The organism is Micromonospora sp. NPDC005413 (genome assembly GCF_040606435.1).
Lineage (GTDB): Bacteria > Actinomycetota > Actinomycetes > Mycobacteriales > Micromonosporaceae > Micromonospora.
This window is the reverse complement of the sequence record NZ_JBEXEV010000007.1, coordinates 1-16,336: the sequence shown is the minus strand read 5'-3', so window position 1 is coordinate 16,336 and position 16,336 is coordinate 1. Positions and strand designations below refer to the sequence as shown.

Annotated in this window: 12 protein-coding genes; 9 read left to right on the top strand and 3 right to left on the bottom strand. The window is 72.5% G+C overall.

Annotated features, from left to right (window positions below):
* Positions 1-40 precede the first annotated feature (40 nt).
* Both selD and ABZS37_RS11225 read left to right on the top strand, forming a co-directional pair.
* Positions 41-1,030, top strand: coding sequence for a selenide, water dikinase SelD (selD, locus tag ABZS37_RS11230; protein WP_355167849.1), 990 nt, complete (start codon positions 41-43; stop codon positions 1,028-1,030).
* 225 nt (positions 1,031-1,255) lie between these two features.
* Positions 1,256-1,735, top strand: coding sequence for a hypothetical protein (locus tag ABZS37_RS11225; RefSeq protein WP_355167847.1), 480 nt, complete (start codon positions 1,256-1,258; stop codon positions 1,733-1,735).
* 61 nt (positions 1,736-1,796) lie between these two features.
* On the opposite strand, the gene ABZS37_RS11220 is transcribed toward ABZS37_RS11225, so the two are convergent.
* Complete coding sequence (locus ABZS37_RS11220; protein ID WP_355167845.1) at positions 1,797-2,045, bottom strand: DUF2277 family protein; 249 nt, start codon at positions 2,043-2,045, stop codon at positions 1,797-1,799.
* Between the two features lie 165 nt (positions 2,046-2,210).
* On the opposite strand from ABZS37_RS11220, the gene ABZS37_RS11215 reads away from it, so the two are divergent.
* The 6 genes from ABZS37_RS11215 (at position 2,211) to fxsT (ending at position 11,387) form a co-directional block, all read left to right on the top strand.
* Positions 2,211-2,399, top strand: coding sequence for a hypothetical protein (locus ABZS37_RS11215; protein WP_354993269.1), 189 nt, complete (start codon positions 2,211-2,213; stop codon positions 2,397-2,399).
* A gap of 63 nt (positions 2,400-2,462) precedes the next feature.
* Positions 2,463-4,733: an FxsB family cyclophane-forming radical SAM/SPASM peptide maturase gene (locus ABZS37_RS11210; protein WP_355167843.1), complete on the top strand. Its 2,271-nt coding sequence runs from the start codon at positions 2,463-2,465 to the stop codon at positions 4,731-4,733.
* The gene (locus ABZS37_RS11205; protein ID WP_355167841.1) at positions 4,717-5,541 is read left to right on the top strand and encodes an AAC(3) family N-acetyltransferase; all 825 of its coding nucleotides are present in this window, start codon (positions 4,717-4,719) and stop codon (positions 5,539-5,541) included. The genes ABZS37_RS11210 and ABZS37_RS11205 overlap by 17 nt, the downstream gene beginning before the upstream one ends.
* A gap of 52 nt (positions 5,542-5,593) precedes the next feature.
* A complete protein-coding gene (locus tag ABZS37_RS11200; protein ID WP_354993272.1) occupies positions 5,594-6,253 on the top strand; it encodes a TIR-like protein FxsC in 660 nt (219 codons plus the stop codon).
* Positions 6,250-7,521, top strand: a complete 1,272-nt coding sequence (locus tag ABZS37_RS11195) for a TIR-like protein FxsC (protein ID WP_355167839.1) — start codon at positions 6,250-6,252, stop codon at positions 7,519-7,521. The genes ABZS37_RS11200 and ABZS37_RS11195 overlap by 4 nt, the downstream gene beginning before the upstream one ends.
* Entirely contained in the window at positions 7,518-11,387 is a 3,870-nt protein-coding gene (gene fxsT, locus ABZS37_RS11190) for an FxSxx-COOH system tetratricopeptide repeat protein (RefSeq protein WP_355167837.1), read from the top strand. The genes ABZS37_RS11195 and fxsT overlap by 4 nt, the downstream gene beginning before the upstream one ends.
* Positions 11,388-11,457: 70 nt before the next feature.
* Here fxsT and ABZS37_RS11185 read toward each other — a convergent pair whose 3' ends face one another.
* Positions 11,458-12,366 carry an alpha/beta hydrolase gene (locus tag ABZS37_RS11185; RefSeq protein WP_355167834.1) on the bottom strand — a complete coding sequence of 303 codons (909 nt, stop codon included), beginning with the start codon at positions 12,364-12,366 and terminating at the stop codon, positions 11,458-11,460.
* Between the two features lie 220 nt (positions 12,367-12,586).
* Between ABZS37_RS11185 and miaB the strand changes: the two genes are divergently transcribed.
* Positions 12,587-14,080 carry a tRNA (N6-isopentenyl adenosine(37)-C2)-methylthiotransferase MiaB gene (miaB, locus tag ABZS37_RS11180; protein WP_355167832.1) on the top strand — a complete coding sequence of 498 codons (1,494 nt, stop codon included), beginning with the start codon at positions 12,587-12,589 and terminating at the stop codon, positions 14,078-14,080.
* Between the two features lie 214 nt (positions 14,081-14,294).
* On the opposite strand, the gene ABZS37_RS11175 is transcribed toward miaB, so the two are convergent.
* The gene (locus ABZS37_RS11175; RefSeq protein WP_355167830.1) at positions 14,295-15,896 is read right to left on the bottom strand and encodes a cellulase family glycosylhydrolase; all 1,602 of its coding nucleotides are present in this window, start codon (positions 15,894-15,896) and stop codon (positions 14,295-14,297) included.
* Positions 15,897-16,336: the final 440 nt, after the last annotated feature.

The following is a 16,336-nucleotide window of genomic DNA, read 5'->3' as shown; positions in this document are numbered from 1 at the left end:
AACGGTGGCGATCGTGGCACGTTGTCGAGATCATGGGGGGATGACCGAACCGGTACGGCTGACTCGTTACGCGCGCGGCGGCGGCTGCGCCTGCAAGATCCCGCCGGGTGAGCTGGAGATCATGGTGGCCGGTCTCGGACCGGCCACCGGGACGGCGGAGCTGCTGGTCGGGTTGGACCACGGCGACGACGCGGCGGTGGTGCGCCTGGACGAGCGGACCGGTCTGGTCAGCACCGCCGACTTCTTCACGCCGGTGGTCGACGACGCGTACGACTGGGGTCGGATCGCCGCGGCGAACGCGCTCTCCGACGTGTACGCGATGGGCGGCATCCCGTTGGTCGCGCTCAACCTGCTCTGCTGGCCGCGCGACGTGCTGCCGATGGAGCTGGCCGGCGAGGTCCTGCGGGGCGGCCAGGACGTGGCCCGGGAGGCCGGCTGTCACCTGGCCGGCGGGCACAGCGTGGACGACGACGGCCCGAAGTACGGGCTCGCGGTCACCGGCACGGTCCGACCGGAGGAGTTGATCACCCTCGACGCGGGCCGGGCCGGGGTGCCGTTGTCGCTGACGAAGCCGCTCGGGGTGGGCGTGCTGAACACCCGGCACAAGGCCACCGGCGAGAGTTTCCCGGAGGCGGTGGCCACGATGAGCGCGCTCAACCGGGACGCCGCTCGCGCGGCGGTCGCCGCCGGCATCCGCTGTGGCACCGACGTGACCGGGTTCGGGCTGCTCGGGCACGCCTCGAAGCTGGCCCGGGCCAGCCAGCTCACGGTGGCCATCGACACGGCCCGGGTGCCGTATTTGACCGGTGCGCGGGAGGCGCTGCGCGACGGCTACGTCAGTGGCGGCAGCCGGCGCAACCTGGAGTGGGTCACCCCGTGGACCGATTTCGGCGCGGCGGGCGAGGACGAGCGGTTGCTGCTGGCCGACGCGCAGACCTCCGGTGGCCTGCTGGTCGCCGGCGAGGTGCCCGGCGCACCCGTGGTGGGCGAGCTGCTGCCCCGCGGTGAGCACCTCGTCGTCCTGCGCTGACCCTTTTGGTGGCCGTCGTCGACACGCGGTGGCGGTAGTGGGGATGGCGCACCATACCCGATAAACTGTCACCTTCCCGCTACTCCGAGCAATGCTGCTCAGGGAAATTTTGCCCGGAATGGTCACAGACCGGTAACTTGCCCCCGGCTGGGGTCAAATGCCCCCCACCATCGTGTGTAAGGCCCGATCCGGAGGCCGGTGGGACGAACGCAGCGAGGAGGCGGAATGACCGAGCTGTGGAACTGGAGAATCGACGGGGTACGCCCCGTGGAGGTCTACCCGGCGCTGGCCGAGGCGCTTGGTCGGGTGGTGATGCCGCTGGCGGTGGCCGACCCGGCCCGGCTGCCGGCGTACGCGGTGGTGTGCGATGTCTGGCAGGCGCCGGGCGAGTTCGCGACGGTCGTGGATTGCTACGGGGTGCCCGAGCGGCTCCCCGAGCATGCCAGCATCGCCGCGCTCGCTCGAATACTGGGTCGCAACTGCCTGCTGCGGGACGACACGCTCGACGCGGGCCGGCACCTGCTCGTCGCCCCGGACGGCACGGTCCGTCCGGTGCACTTCGACGTGCGGGACACCGACGACGGTGAGGTGCTCAGCAGGCAGCGGCTCTGCACGCTGGGCGATCCGGGCTGTCGGGGCTGGTCGCAGTGCCACCGTTCGCGCTGGGCACCCGACACGGTCGCCCCGGCGCTCGCCGCGGCCTGACCCTTGGGGTCAGGCCCCGGCCTGCCGGGTGCCGCGCTGGCGTGGGGAACCGCGCTGGCGATCAGTTGGAGGCGGTGGCCTGCCGGTCCGTGGTGCCCGACCCGGCACCCCGCACCACCAGTTGGTCGAGCAGGGTGCGCGTCGCCTCGGCCACGGTGGCCACCGCGGCGTCGAACGCGGCGGCGTTGTGCGCGGCGGGCGCCCGGAAGCCAGAGATCTTCCGGACGTACTGCAACGCCGCCGCCTCGACGTCCGCGTCGGTCACCTGCGGGGTGAACGGCTCACGCAGAGTCTTGATGCTCCGGCACATGTGCGCTCCCTCTCTGTCCGGCACCCCGGTCGCCACCCCTCGTGCCGGTGGTTGTACCGACGGTGACACTGGGTCGATATTTGTCTATCCTGGTCACGGACCAGAGCCTTTCGAGCCATTGTCGCCGCTCGCGCTCCCAGCGCCCGGGCCCCCCGGAGACTCATTGTGGACCATGCCCCCACCCGCCCATCCCGTCCCGACCTCGATGACCTCACGCGAAGCCTGCACACCCCGTTGGAGCGGATCGCCGTCGAGCACGCCGATCTGATCGAGGCGGTCCGCAGGCGCGTCGTCCCGAACGGCCCCGTGCCGTCCGGCAGCGTGGCCGTCGCCGCCTTCAACTCGTCCATCTGAGCTGTGGCCTGCCGGTGCGGTCCACCCGGAGCGGGCGGATCCTGCCGGCCGATCAGTCAGTTCGTGCTGAAGGTGCACAGCCGGTGCGACCTCAGCTGCGACCACTGCTACGTCTACCAGCACGCCGACCAGACCTGGCGTGGCCGGCCGGTGCGGATGCCACCGGCCACGGTCCGGGCCGCCGCACGGCGGATCGCCGAGCACGCCCACGTGCACGAGTTGCCGGTCGTGCACGTGGTGCTGCACGGAGGTGAGCCGCTGCTGCTGGGTGCTGTCGGGCTGCGCGAGGTGCTGGCCGAGCTGCGAGCGGCAGTCACGCCGTGGGCGGTGCTCGACCTGCGCATGCAGACCAACGGCGTCCTGCTCGACGAGGAGCTATGCCGGCTGCTCGTCGAATACGACGTGCAGGTCGGTGTGTCGTTCGACGGCGACCGGGCCGCCAACGACCGCCACCGGGTCTTCGCCCACGGCGGCAGCAGCCATGACCAGGTCCAGCGGGCTCTGGCTCTGCTTCGGCGACCGGAGCACCGCGCCAGCTACGCCGGCATCCTCTGCACGGTCGACGTCCGCAACGATCCCCACCGGGTGTACGAGGCACTGCTGGCCGAGAGCCCGCCCCGCGTCGACCTGCTGCTGCCACACGCCACCTGGGACCATCCCCCGGAGCGCCCCGGCCCCGGGCCCACCCCGTACGCGGACTGGCTGGGTCGGCTCCACCGGCGGTGGATGAACGACGGGCGTCCCGTGTCGATCCGGCTGTTCGAGGCGCTGCGACCGGGTGGCGGCGGCACCGAGGCGTTCGGCCTCGCACCGGCCGACGTGCTGGTGGTCGAGGCGGACGGCAGTTGGGAGCAGGTCGACTCGCTGAAGACCGCGTACCACGGCGCGGCCGGCACCGGGTTCGACGTGTTCGACCATTCCGTGGACGAGGCCGCCCGACATCCCGGGGTCGCCGTCCGACAGGAGGGCGTGGAGGGGCTCTGCGCGACCTGCCGGGCCTGCCCGGTGGTCGACCGGTGCGGCGGCGGCCTGTACGCCCACCGCTGGCGCACCGGCTCCGGTTTCGACAACCCGTCGGTGTACTGCGCCGACCTGCTCCGCCTGATCGACAGCGTGGATGCGTACCCGCAGCCCGCCCATCCCGCGCCGAGCGAGTGGGCGGTCCTGCCCGTCGACGAGCTGCTGGACGACCTGGCGACCGGGCACGGGTCGACGTCGACGCTTGCTCTGCTCGCCGCCACGCAGCTCTCCATCACCCGGGCGCTGTTGGCGGCCTGCCGGGACAGGGCCGGCCCCACGGCCGCCTGGGAGCTGCTCGTCCACCTCGATCAGGCAGCGCCGGAGGCGGTCCGGGTGGTCCTGGAGCACCCCTTCGTTCGACCCTGGCTGGTGCATCGCCTCAACTTGTCGGCCCGGTCCGGCGTCAGCGCGGCGGTTGACCCGCTGCCGGCCCTCGCCGCCGCCGCGGCTCTCCGGGCGGGCGTCACGGCCGCGTTGACCGTCCCGGTGCGGAACGATGTCATCACGTTGCCCACGCTCGGCAGCCTGGCGCTGCCCGGCCTGGGGGAGAGCGCCGAGGTGACCGTCCTGCCGGGCGGGTTCCAGGTCCGGGGCGGGACGGCGGAGCGCACTGTGCTCCTCGACCCGGTCGAGTCGTCGGCCGGCTGGCGACCGACGCGCGACGTGCTGGTCTCCGCCGGCCGGTTGCTCATCGAGGACGGCGACCCGTACCGGGACTGCTACGGCCAGCCGGTGGCACCGCGCCTGGAGGCCCCGGCGGTGCGGGCGTTGGGCCGTACCCTGGCCGAGGCCTGGCGGGTCGCGCACCGGGACGTGCCGGCGCACGCGGCGGCGCTCGACGGCGGCCTGCGCGCCGTCGTGCCGCTGGCACCCGACCCGGCGAATCCTTTTCGGAGCGCGACCGCCCGGCACGCGTTCGGCGCGGTCGCCGTCACCCCCGATCCGGACCCGGAGGCGATGGCGGTGCTGCTCGTGCACGAGTGGCAGCACGCGAAGCTCGGTGCCGTGCTCGACCTGTACGACCTCGTCAAACCCGGGCAGAGCACCCGGATCCGGGTGCCCTGGCGCACCGACCTGCGGCCACCCGAGGGCGTGCTCCAGGGGGTGTACGCCCACCTGGCCGTCACCCAGGTATGGAGGTCCCGGGCGGCCACCGACCGCGGGGACGCGTCGGCGCACGCCGCTCGTTACCTGGCCTGGACCCGGGACGGCGTCGAGGCGTTGCTGGCCAGCCGGTCGCTCACCGCGGCGGGTGAGCGGTTCGTCGGCCAGATGCGCCACGCCCTGGAGGAGACCCGTGTCGGGTCCGGATGAACGGCATCCGCCCACACTGGGCCGTCCTCGCCTCGCCGACGACCTGCGGGTGCTGGGCGTCCGCCCGGGCGTGTGCCTCCTGGTGCACTGCGGCCTGCGGAGGGTGGGCCCGCTGGAGCACGGCCCCGCGACCCTCGCCGGCGCTCTGCGGGACGTCCTCGGCCCGGCCGGCACGCTGCTGGTGCCCACGCATACCGACGGCAACTCGACCACCTCCCGGGCCCACCTGGCGGCCACCGCCGGCATGGACCTGGCGGAGCGCGACCGGTACGAGGCGGCGCTGCCGGGCTGGGACCGCCGGACCACCCCCTCCCAGCGGATGGGCGCACTCGCCGAGTACGTCCGGTGTGCCCCCGGTGCCGTGCGCAGCGATCATCCGCAGACCTCGTTCGCCGCGTTCGGCCCTCGGGCCCGGCAGCTCACCGACGGCCACGACCTCACCTGCCACCTGGGGGAAAGCTCACCGATGGGTGGCCTCTACGCGGCGGACGGGCAGATCCTGCTGCTCGGCCTCGGCTACGAGGCGTGCAGCGCCCTCCACCTGGCCGAGTACCGGCTCCCGGTGCCGCCGCCCGAGCGCGACTACCAGTGTTTCCGGCTCGTCGACGGGCGCCGGGTCCGCCTCGACTTCCGTGCTCTCGACCTGGACGACCGCGACTTTCCCACGGTGGGTGCCGCGCTCGACGACGCGCCGTTCGTTCAGCACGGCCGGGTCGGTCGGGCAAGCGCTCGTCTGCTGCCGGCGCGCGCCACTGTCGACTTCGCGGTCGGCTGGTTCGCCGCGAATCGCTTGGCGGCACAACGTTGACGCGGGGTCTACGCTGATGGTCCGGCCGCGTGGGGAGGGCGGAGGGGCTGCGGTGAGCACAGTGGACGCACCCTCCGGAACGCGCGCGCCGCTCTTCTTCCTCAGCTACTCCAGAGCGCCGATCGGCCGGGCCACCGGCAAACCCGCCGAGTACGTCTCCCGGTTCTTCGAGGACCTCTCCGTCCATGTCAGTGAGCTGGTCGGCCCGGTGACCGGGGTGGACCCCGGCTTCCTGGACAGCTCCATCGCGGGCGGGGAACGCTGGAACCCGGAGCTCCTCCAGGCCGCCGGCACCTGCCAGGTCTTCGTTCCGCTGGTGTCCAGCGCACTGCTCGGCAGCGACTGGTGTGGCCGGGAGTGGGACGCGTTCTCCCGCCGCCGGATCGTCCCGCGGCACAGCTCCGCCTCCGCCCACGAGACGGCGATCGTGCCGGTCACCTGGTCGCCGACGAACGGCACCCCCCTGCCTCGGGTGCTCCGCGACATCCAACGGTTTTCCCCGACCGCCATGCCGGATCAGGACATCGCGGTGCACTACCAACGGGATGGGGTCTATGGCTTGCTGACCATGCAGTGGGAGAACGCGTACCGGGCGGTGGTCTGGCGGCTCGCGCAGCGGATCGTGGCCATCCACCGGTCGTACCTGGTGGAGCCATGGGTGCCGGCGAGCGTGGACGAGCTGTGCAACCGGTTCGCCGAGGAGCCGGGATGAGCCCGGCGCCGGATCGGCGCCGGTCGGCGGCGCGAGGGACGTACTTCTTCCTCAGTTATGCCCACTCGGCCCCGCGGCAGGGCGCCCGGGCCGACGCCGACGTCTGGGTCGGCCAGTTCTTCGCCGACCTGACCGACGAGGTGCGGCGCCAGGCGCAACCGGTCGCGGGGATGCGGATCGGTTTCTTCGATCAGCACATCCCGTTGGGCGCCGACTGGAAGGCCGCTCTCGCGGAGGCGCTCGGTGACGCCGAGGTCTTCGTGCCGCTCTACTCGCCGGGCTACTTTAGTCGCCCGTGGGCGCTGGGGGAGCAGGAGTCCTTCCGGGCCCGGCTGGCCGCCGCCGGGCCGGCCCGGGTCGCCGCTGGCCATCTCACTCCGGTGCTGTGGATTCCGTTCCCCCCGTGGGAGTCTCATCCGGAGCTGGACGGGGCCCTGGACCTGGGCCGGGACGTCCCGGAGTACGCCGAGGACGGCCTACGCGCGTTCTGCATGCTGGCCTCGTACCGGGAGCAGTACGAGCTTCTGCTGAGCCGCCTGGCCGGCCAGATCGTGCACACCGCCGAGCGGCGACCGCTGGGCCCGTCCCGGGCGCCCGGCCTCGACGAGGTCACCCGCCCGGCGTCGACCGACCCGGACTTCGTCGTCGCCGTCCTGGCCCCGACCCAGGACCATCTGCCGATCGACCGCGACCCCGCCGGCTACGCCGCCAGCGGCCGACTCTGGCGGCCGTACGGGCGCCGCCAGGAGCTGCCCGCCGCCGAGTACGCGGCCAGCACCGCCGAGCGCCTCGGGCTGTCGGCCCGCACGGAAGACTTCGCGCAGGCCGCCGATCTGCTCGATCGCCGACCGGCCGTGCTGCTGGTCGACCCGTGGATAGCGGCGGCGCCGGATGCGCCCGGCGCCCTCGCCAGCATGTTGCACGGCCTGCGGGAGTGGGTCGTTCCGCTGGTCGTCACCGACGAGGACGACACCCAGGACGCTACCCGGTGGGCGACCGAGGTGACGCAGCTGCTGCAGGACGCCGGTCTGCCCCAGGTGAAGCGCGCGTGCAGCATGCCGGAGTTCGTCGATCTGATGCCGGCGCTGGTCACCGAGGCTCGCCGTCAGTTCCTCAAACACGGCCCGGTCGTTCCCTTCGAGCCACCACCGGAGCCGGTGCCGAGCCTGCGCGACGGCCTGCCCGCCGCCGGCGCGGTCGTTACGCCCGACCCCGCGTCCCCGCCTGATGATCCGGCCCCACCGCGTCCCCACGGAGAGAACCGATGAACAACGATCGCGAAGGCCAGGTCGTCACCTTCTACTCGTTCAAGGGTGGGACGGGCCGGACGATGGCGCTGGCCAACGTTGCCTGGATCCTCGCGGCGAGCGGCCGACGGGTGCTCGTCGCCGACTGGGACCTCGAATCACCCGGCCTGCACCGCTTCTTCCACCCGTTCCTCGACGCCGATGCGATCCAGGGCACCAGCGGTGTGATCGACATGATCCGCGACTACGAGTGGGAGACCACCCGGGTCGACGACCGGCCGGATCGCTGGATGGAGCAGTACGCCCGGGTCGGGCGGCACGCGTTCTCGCTGCGCTGGAACTTCCCGGACGGCGGTGGCCTCGACTTCCTCTCCGCCGGCCGGCAGAACAGCGACTACGCCGTCTCCGTGAGCGGGCTGGACTGGGACAACTTCTACAACCGGCTGGGCGGGGCGCAGTTCTTCGAGGCGCTGCGGGCGGACATGAAACGCCAGTACGACTTCACCCTGATCGACAGCCGGACGGGGTTGAGCGATGTCGCCGACATCTGCACCCTGCACCTGCCGGACACCCTGGTCGACTGTTTCACCCTCAGCGACCAGGGCATCGACGGCGCGGCTCGGGTGGCGCACTCGGTGCGGGACCGGTACCGGCGGCGCGACATCCGGGTCCTGCCGGTGCCGATGCGGGTCGACCAGGCCGAGAAGGAGCGGGCCGAGGCGGGTCGCCTGCTGGCCATGCGCCGGTTCGCCGGGTTGCCGGCGGGCATGACCGAGGCGGAACGGCGGCGGTACTGGGCGGCGGTCGAGGTTCCGTACCGGCCGTTCTACGCGTACGAGGAGACCCTGGCGACGTTCGGCGACCCGCCCGGCTCGCCGACGTCGCTGCTGGCCGCGTTCGAGACGTTGACCGGAATCCTCACCGACGGTGCGGTGACCGCGCTGCCGGTGATGGACGAGTCGGTTCGGGAGCGCGGCAAGGCGCGCTTCCGCCGGCGCACCGAGGCGATCGACGACCAGATCGTGCTTCGGTGCGCGCCGGAGGACGCCATCTGGGCCGAGTGGCTGGAGCGGGTGCTCAGCTCGGCCGGGCTGCGGGTGGTGGACCCCACGACCGTCGTCGGGTCCGCCGGTACGCCCGCCCCGCGCACGCTGACCGTGGTCTCGCCGGCCTACGTGGCAACACCGTCCGGCGGTCTGCCCGATCGCGACACGAGCACCGGCTCCACGGCGCTCGCCGTGTACGTCGCCGACCTGCGCCCGCTGGCGGAGTTCCCGTCCCAGAGCTCCACCAACCTGGTCAATGTGAGCGCCGCGACGGCCGTGGAGCGGGTGTTGCGGCTGGTCGGCCGGCCGGTGCCGTCGTCGGCGGACGGCCCGGCGGGCGGGGGGACCCGCTATCCCGGCGCCGAGCCGCTGATCTTCAACGCACCCAACCGGAACGCCCGGTTCACCGGCCGGGAGGACGACCTGGCGCGGCTGCGCGCGCAGTTGCAGAGCGGGGGCAGCGCGGTGGTGCTGCCGGTCGCCCTTCAGGGCATGGGCGGCGTCGGCAAGACGCAGGTGGCTCTGGAATACGTGCACCGGTTCAAGGCCGCGTACGACGTGGTCTGGTGGATCGTCGCGGACCCGCCGCAGTTCGTCGACACCGCCCTGGCCGACCTCGCCGGTCGCCTCGGCATCCTCGCCGGGCCCACCCTGCCCGACACGGTCCGGTCCGTGCTGCAGGTGCTGAGCCGGGGCGAGCCGTACGAGCGGTGGCTCGTCGTGCTCGACAACGCCGAAGAGCTCGAACAGATCGAGCCCTTCCTGCCGCAGGGCCCCGGGCACGTCCTGCTGACCTCCCGCAACCGCGCGTGGGGTGACCGGGCGAACCCGATCCCGGTGGACGTCTTCGACCGCACCGAGAGTGTCGCGCACCTCGCCCAGCGGGTGCCCACGATCAGCGACGACGAGGCCGACCGGGTGGCCGAGGCCCTCGGCGACCTGCCGATCGCGGTGGCCGCGGCGGGCGCCTGGCTCGCTGACACCGGCACGTCGGTCGCCGACTACCTGCGGCAGATCGAGCGGCACGGCCCCAGCGCGCTCTCCGTGGAGGCCACCTGGGACCTGTCGCTCAACCGGCTGCTCGAGCAGGCGCCCGCCGCGTACCGGCTGTTGCAGCTCTGCTCGGTGCTGGCACCGGAGATCGCCCTCGAACTCATCTACAGCGACGAGATGGCGGCGGCGCTCGTGCCGTTCGACCCGTCGGTGTCGGAGCGGCTCGTGCGCGGTGCCCTGGTCCAGCAGATCAACCGATTGGCGCTGCTGAAACTCGACGTTCAGGGCGGCCGGGTCCAGGTGCACCGGCTGTTGCAGGCGGTCGTACGCGACCGGATGACCGAGGACGAGATCACCGCCGCCCGACACCAGGTGCACCTGGTGCTGGCCGCGTCCCGGCCGCGCGGCGACGTGGACGACCCGACCACCTGGCCCCGGCTGCGCATGCTCTGGCCGCACCTGGAGGTCTCCGAGGCACTGAACTGCCCCGACGAGCCGGTGTGCCAACTGCTGATCGACCGGGTCCGCTATCTGTGGCAACGCGGCGGCCTGGACCAGGCCGACGGGTTCAGCCAGGAGGTGGACGACACCTGGACCGTCCGGCTCGGCGATACGCAGGATGAGGCCGAGACGGCGGCGCTGGGTCGACAGTTGCTGCACCTACGGTTCAACCGGGCGAACATTCTGCGCAGCCTGGGCCGGTTCGACGAGGCCCGGGACCTGGACGAGGCGGTGCTGGCCGAGCAGCGGCGGCTGCTGGGCCCGCTGCACCCGCACAGCCTGATGACCGCCGGCAGCCTCGCCGGTGACCTGCGAGCCCTCGGCCGCTACTCCGAGGCGCTGGAACGGGACCGGTCCACCTACGCCTCCTGGCTCCAGGTGTTCGGCGAGGACCACCCGCGGACGTTGAGCGCGGCCAACAACCTCGCCGTCTCGTACCGGCTGGTCGGCGACTACCGGTCGGCCCGTCGATGGGACGACGAGGTCCACCAGCGGCGGCGGCTGGTGCTCGGTCCCACCAACCCGTACACCCTCGTCTCCGCTCTCCGTCTCGGCAGTGACCTGCGGGAGGCCGGCGAGTACGAGCGGTCGGCCACCCTGCTGCGAACCGTGTACGACTCGTACTGCGAGGTGCTCGGGACCGACGACGGCAGAAGCCTCGGCGCCCAGGTCAACCTGGCGGTGTCCCTGCGCAGCGCCGGTCGGGCGGGCGAGGCCGCGCCGCTGTTCGAGACGGCCTACCGGAAGCTCGACGAACTCTTCGGACCGGACAACCCGGACACGGTGGCGTGCCGGTCGAGCCGCGCGGCGAACCTGCTGGCCGTCGGCGACGCGGCCCGGGCGCTGACCGAGATGATCGCCGTGACCCAGGCGTACGAGGAGGATCTCCGGCTCGGCCCGGAGCACCCGCACACCCTGGCGACGCTGAGCAACATCTCCGCCGCCGAACGCGCGGTCGGCCGCAAGTCGGAAGCCCGTGCATCGGCTGCGCGGGCGGCCGGTGAGTTGCGCAAGGCGCTCGGCCCCGATCACCCGCACACCCTCGCGGCGGAGGTCAACCAGGCGGTGTGCCTCGCCGAGGAGGGTGACTGGGAGTCGGCGCGGGACCGGCTGCGGGAGACCGCTGGCCGGCTGTCCGCGGTGATTGGCGCGGGCCACCCCGACACGCTGCGCTGCCTCGGCGACCTCGCCCTGGTGTCGAGGCGGGCCGGCGACGGCCCTCCCGCCGAGGACGTCGGCGCCGTGGCGGACCGGCTGGCCGAGGTGATCGGCCAGGAGCACCCCACCGTGCAGACCCTGCGCGAGCGGCGGTTCGTCGTCCGGGTGATCGACCCGCACCCGTTCTGATCGGGATCGGTTCGGCGGGCGGGTCGGGCGTCTGGCCCGCCCGCCGGTCGGGCCGTGCTTCGTCGGTGGCTCAGAGCCGCGGGCTGGTCGCGAGCTCCGGCGTGGCCAGCCAGGTCAGGGTCTGCGGCAGGATCTCCACCGCGCCGAAGTGCGCGGCGCCGGGCTGCACCTGGACCTCGGCGCGTGAGATTTGCGAGGCGAGCCACCGGGAGTGCTCCACCGGGGAGAAACGGTCCTGCTCGCCGTGCCAGAGGCGGACCTCCGCCTGGATGGCCCCCAGGTCGAACCCCCAGCCCCGCCGGATCGCCAGCACGTCATCGATCCAACCCTCGGGGCCGTGCCGCAGCGCCTCGGAGTACATGTTGGTCAGCAATCGGCGGATCGCGATGTCGTCGACGACCCGGATGTCCGCCTCGGGCAACTGGGGGCGGAGGAAGTCCAGCAGCGTCATCGGGTCTCGCCGGGCCTCTTCCGCGCGGAGCTTCAGGTTGAGCGTGAGCTCGGCCAGGTCCTCGTCGGCCTGCCCGAAGTCCTCCACGTTCGTCTCGGCCATCCCGGCGTACCAGTCCAGGTCGGGTGCGCCGGTCGGGGCGAGCCCCACCAGCACGGCGGCCCGGGTGACCCGATCCGGCAGCAGCGCCGCGCAGGCCAGGGCGTGTGGCCCGCCACCGGATCGGCCCACCACCGCGAACCGCTCGATGCCGAGGTCGTCGGCGATCGCCGCCACGTCGGCCGCCGCGTCGGCCACCCGCCGACCCTCGTGCCGGTCGGAGTCGCCGTAACCGGGCCGGTCGTAACAGACGAGGTGTACGCCGAGGCGGTAGACGACGATGCCGCGGGGCCGGGGGCCGCTGCGGCTGCCGGGGGTGCCGTGCAGCAGGAAGACCGCGGGCCCGTCCGGCGCGCCGGAGGTCTCCACCGCGAGGTGTCGCCCGTCCGGGGTGGTGACGGTGCGCTGTGCCGCATCTTGTCGCGTCACGGTTGGCCTCCCGCGGGTCGTCATGTGCTCCCCCGTGAATGGAGCCGCGCATCGTCGGCGCCGAGTGCAAAGCCCCCGAAATCGCCCAGAACATATTCTTGCTGTGCAGCGTACTGCCCGTCGTGGATGCCCGCTATGGGCCGCCGGGTCAATGCCGGTCGGTGGGGGCCGCCGAACGGGCCGCTACCCTGGTAGCCCGAGGGGAAGGGGCACCAAGAGGGTGGCTAGGACCTACAACGTCGTGACGTACGGCTGCCAGATGAACGTGCACGATTCTGAGCGGATCTCCGGCCTGCTCGAACAGGCTGGCTATGTGCGCGCGGTGCCAGCCGACGACACCCCGGACATCGTCGTCTTCAACACCTGCGCCGTGCGGGAAAATGCGGACAACCGGCTCTACGGCAACCTCGGTCGTCTGCGCCCGGTGAAGGACAAGCACCCCGGGATGCAGATCGCAGTCGGTGGCTGCCTGGCCCAGAAGGACCGGGGAGAGATCGTCCGCAAGGCGCCCTGGGTGGACGTGGTCTTCGGCACCCACAACATCGGCGCGCTGCCGGTGCTCCTGGAGCGGGCCCGGCACAACGCCGCCGCCGAGGTGGAGATCCTGGAGTCCCTCGACGTCTTCCCCTCCACGCTGCCCACCCGCCGCGAGTCCACGTACGCCGGTTGGGTGTCGATCTCGGTGGGCTGCAACAACACCTGCACGTTCTGCATCGTGCCCGCGCTGCGCGGCAAGGAGAAGGACCGCCGCCCCGGCGACATCCTCTCCGAGGTGCGCGCCCTGGTCGACGAGGGCGTGCTGGAGGTGACCCTGCTCGGGCAGAACGTCAACTCGTACGGTGTGGAGTTCGGCGATAAGTACGCCTTCGGCAAGCTGCTGCGCGCCTGTGGTGACATCGACGGGTTGGAGCGGGTCCGGTTCACCAGCCCGCACCCGAAGGACTTCACGGACGACGTGATCGCCGCGATGGCCGAGACGCCGAACGTCTGCCACTCGCTGCACATGCCGTTGCAGTCCGGCTCCGACGACGTCCTCCGGGCGATGCGCCGGTCCTACCGCTCCGAGCGCTACCTGGGGATCATCGAGAAGGTCCGGGCGGCGATGCCGGACGCGGCGATCACCACCGACATCATCGTCGGCTTCCCCGGCGAGACCGAGGCCGACTTCCAGCGCACCCTGGACGTGGTCCGCGAGGCGCGGTTCTCCTCGGCGTTCACCTTCCAGTACTCGAAGCGCCCCGGCACCCCCGCCGCCACGATGGACGACCAGCTGCCCAAGCAGGTCGTTCAGGAGCGCTACGAGCGGCTGATCGCATGCGTCGAGGAGATCACCTGGACGGAGAACAAGCGCCTGGTGGGGGAGACCGTCGAGGTGCTGGTCGCGGTCGGCGAGGGTCGCAAGGACGAGCGGACCGGCCGGATGTCCGGTCGGGCGCGCGACGGTCGGCTGGTGCACTTCGCGACCGAGGCCCCCGGCGCGGAGTCGCAGGCCGGCCAGATCCGGCCGGGGGACATCGTGCACACCACGATCACGTACGCCGCTCCGCATCACCTCAACGCCGACGGAGCGCCGGTGGCGCACCGGCGGACCCGGGCCGGCGACGCTGCCGAGGCGGGTCGCTCCCCGCGTACCCCCGGGGTGTTGCTCGGTCTGCCGACGATCGGCGCACCGCCGGTCGCACCCGCACCCACCGCCGGCTGCGCCGCGCACTAACCCGCCCCGCCCGCCGCCGCTGCTCCCGCGTGCGCAGCCCCCCGTGCCTAGCCCCTCCGCGTCGATCTAGGGCGAATCGTCGTGGACGGAGATCCATTAGCGACGATTTCCCCTAGATCGACGCGGAGGGCGGGTGGCGGAGGGCGGGTGGCGGCGGGCGGCGGGCGGCGGCGGGCGGCGGCGCGGCGGCGCGGCGGTTAGGGGCGGGGGTGGGTTAGCAGGTGGTGCCGTTGAGCTTCACCGCGCCCGGGGCGCTGGCGGTGCCGTTGGCGGTGAAGCCCACGGTGACCGACCCGCCCGCCGGCAGGGACGGTGCGTGACTGGGGGCGGCGGCGGTGACCGTCGTGCCGGACTGGGTGACGGTGGCGTTCCAGCCGCTGCCCAGCGTCACCCCGGCCGGCCAACTCCAGGTCGCCGACCACGGGTTCACGGCGGCGGAGCCGGTGTTCTTTACGGTCAGCTCACCCTGGAAGCCGCCCTGCCAGGCGTTGACCTGCCGGTAGGTGGCCGAGCAGGCACCGGTCGGCGGGTTGCTCGGTCCTCCGGTGGGCGAAGCCGTCGGCGTCGGCGTCGGGCTGGTGCCACCGCCGGACGGTGCGATCAGGTACGGCTGGAGGATCGCCTGCTTGGTGGTGTTGATGCTGGTCCAGTCGTCCAGCGCGATGCCGCCGGTGTCACCCGAGTTGGGGTTCCACGACCAGTAGGTGAAGGACATCCCGGTGACCCCGGTGCCGGTGTACGCCATCAGCTTCTCCAGCCACACCCGGTCCTTCGGGTCGGCGAGAGTGCTGCCGAACTCGCCCATCATGATCGGGGCGATGTTCTGCTTGTAGAGGTAACCCCAGTACTTGTCCCAGATGGCCGGCATGTTCGCCGGGTAGTCCGGGGCGTCGAACCAGGTCTGCCGGTAGACCGAGGTGGCGTACTCGTGCGGCGAGTAGACCAACCGGTTGGCCACGCTCAGCCGTACCGGGAACTGGCCGGCCTTCGACAGGTTGCCACCCCACCAGCCGCAGTCCTCGTCGTTGCTCGGGTCGTTGTCCCAGACGTTGGAGAGGCCGCCACTGGGGCAGCTCACCCCCTCCACGAAGATCAACCAGTTGGGCTGGACACCGAGGATGGCGTTCCCGGCCCGCTCGGCGGCGAGCCGCCAGTCCCGGGTGGTGTCGCCGCAGCCCCAGCACGCGCCGGTGGCCGCCGGGTTGGTGCCCTCGGCGTGCGGCTCGTTGTGCAGGTCGGCACCGATCACCGTGGGGTTGCCCGCGTACCGCTGGGCGAGCATCTTCCAGTCGTTGATCCAGGTCGCCTCGGAGACCGTCGACGTGTACCAGAGCGGCGACTGCCCGGCCGCCGTCGGCCGGTGCCGGTCCAGGATGATCCGCATCCCCTTGCTGCCGGCGTAGCCGATCACCTTGTCGAGGATCTGCAGCGGGGAGAGCCCGACCAGGTCCGGGTTGACGAAGTCGTTGACCCCACTGGCCGTAGCACCCGGCTTCAGCGCGTCGTTCGAGTACGGCACCCGCAGCGTGTTGTAGCCCAGCCGGGCCATCGTGTCGAGCTGCCCCCGCCACGGGTTGTTCGACCACAGCCCGTGGAAGGTCTTGTTGTCGGTCTCCATGCCGAACCAGTTGATGCCGGTCAGCCGGACCGTGGCCCCGGTGCTGTCCACGATCTGATTGCCGTTGGTGTGCAGGTAGCCGGTACCGGTGCCAGCGGCGACGGCCGGGCTGGTGCTGACGGCGGCGGCGAGGAACACGCCAGCCGCGAGGGTGGCGAGCGCGGTCAGCGCGCCGCCGAAAGCGGTGGGACGGAACATGCGAGCTCCACTTCGGAAGCCGAGCGCCGTCCGTGGGCGGCGCCGGGCGGGTGGCCGTCCGCACGTCACGGTCCCTCAGGGGTACGCGGACAGTGCGCAACGGTCCATGTCACGGGGACGTGGTCACTCGCGGAAGCTCACCGGCCGACTCCCGACAGCGGTGTCCCGCCGTCGTTGCCCTCGTGCCGGTGGCCCAACCTGGCTCCGTCGCCCATTCTCATCAGCCCAGCTCAATGCGTCAACAACCCGGCGGCCCGCTGTCCGCCCTGTCCGTGCCTCAAGCCGGGCCGCCCGCGCCCCCGCGTCCTGCCCACCGCGCCCCGCGCCCCGCGCCCCGCGCGCCGCGCCCCGCGCCCCGTCCACCCCCCCCCGCGCGCCGCCCACCCCCTCCTGCGGCGCCACCCCCGCCCCGCCCGCCCCCCCCCCCGCGCCCCCCACCG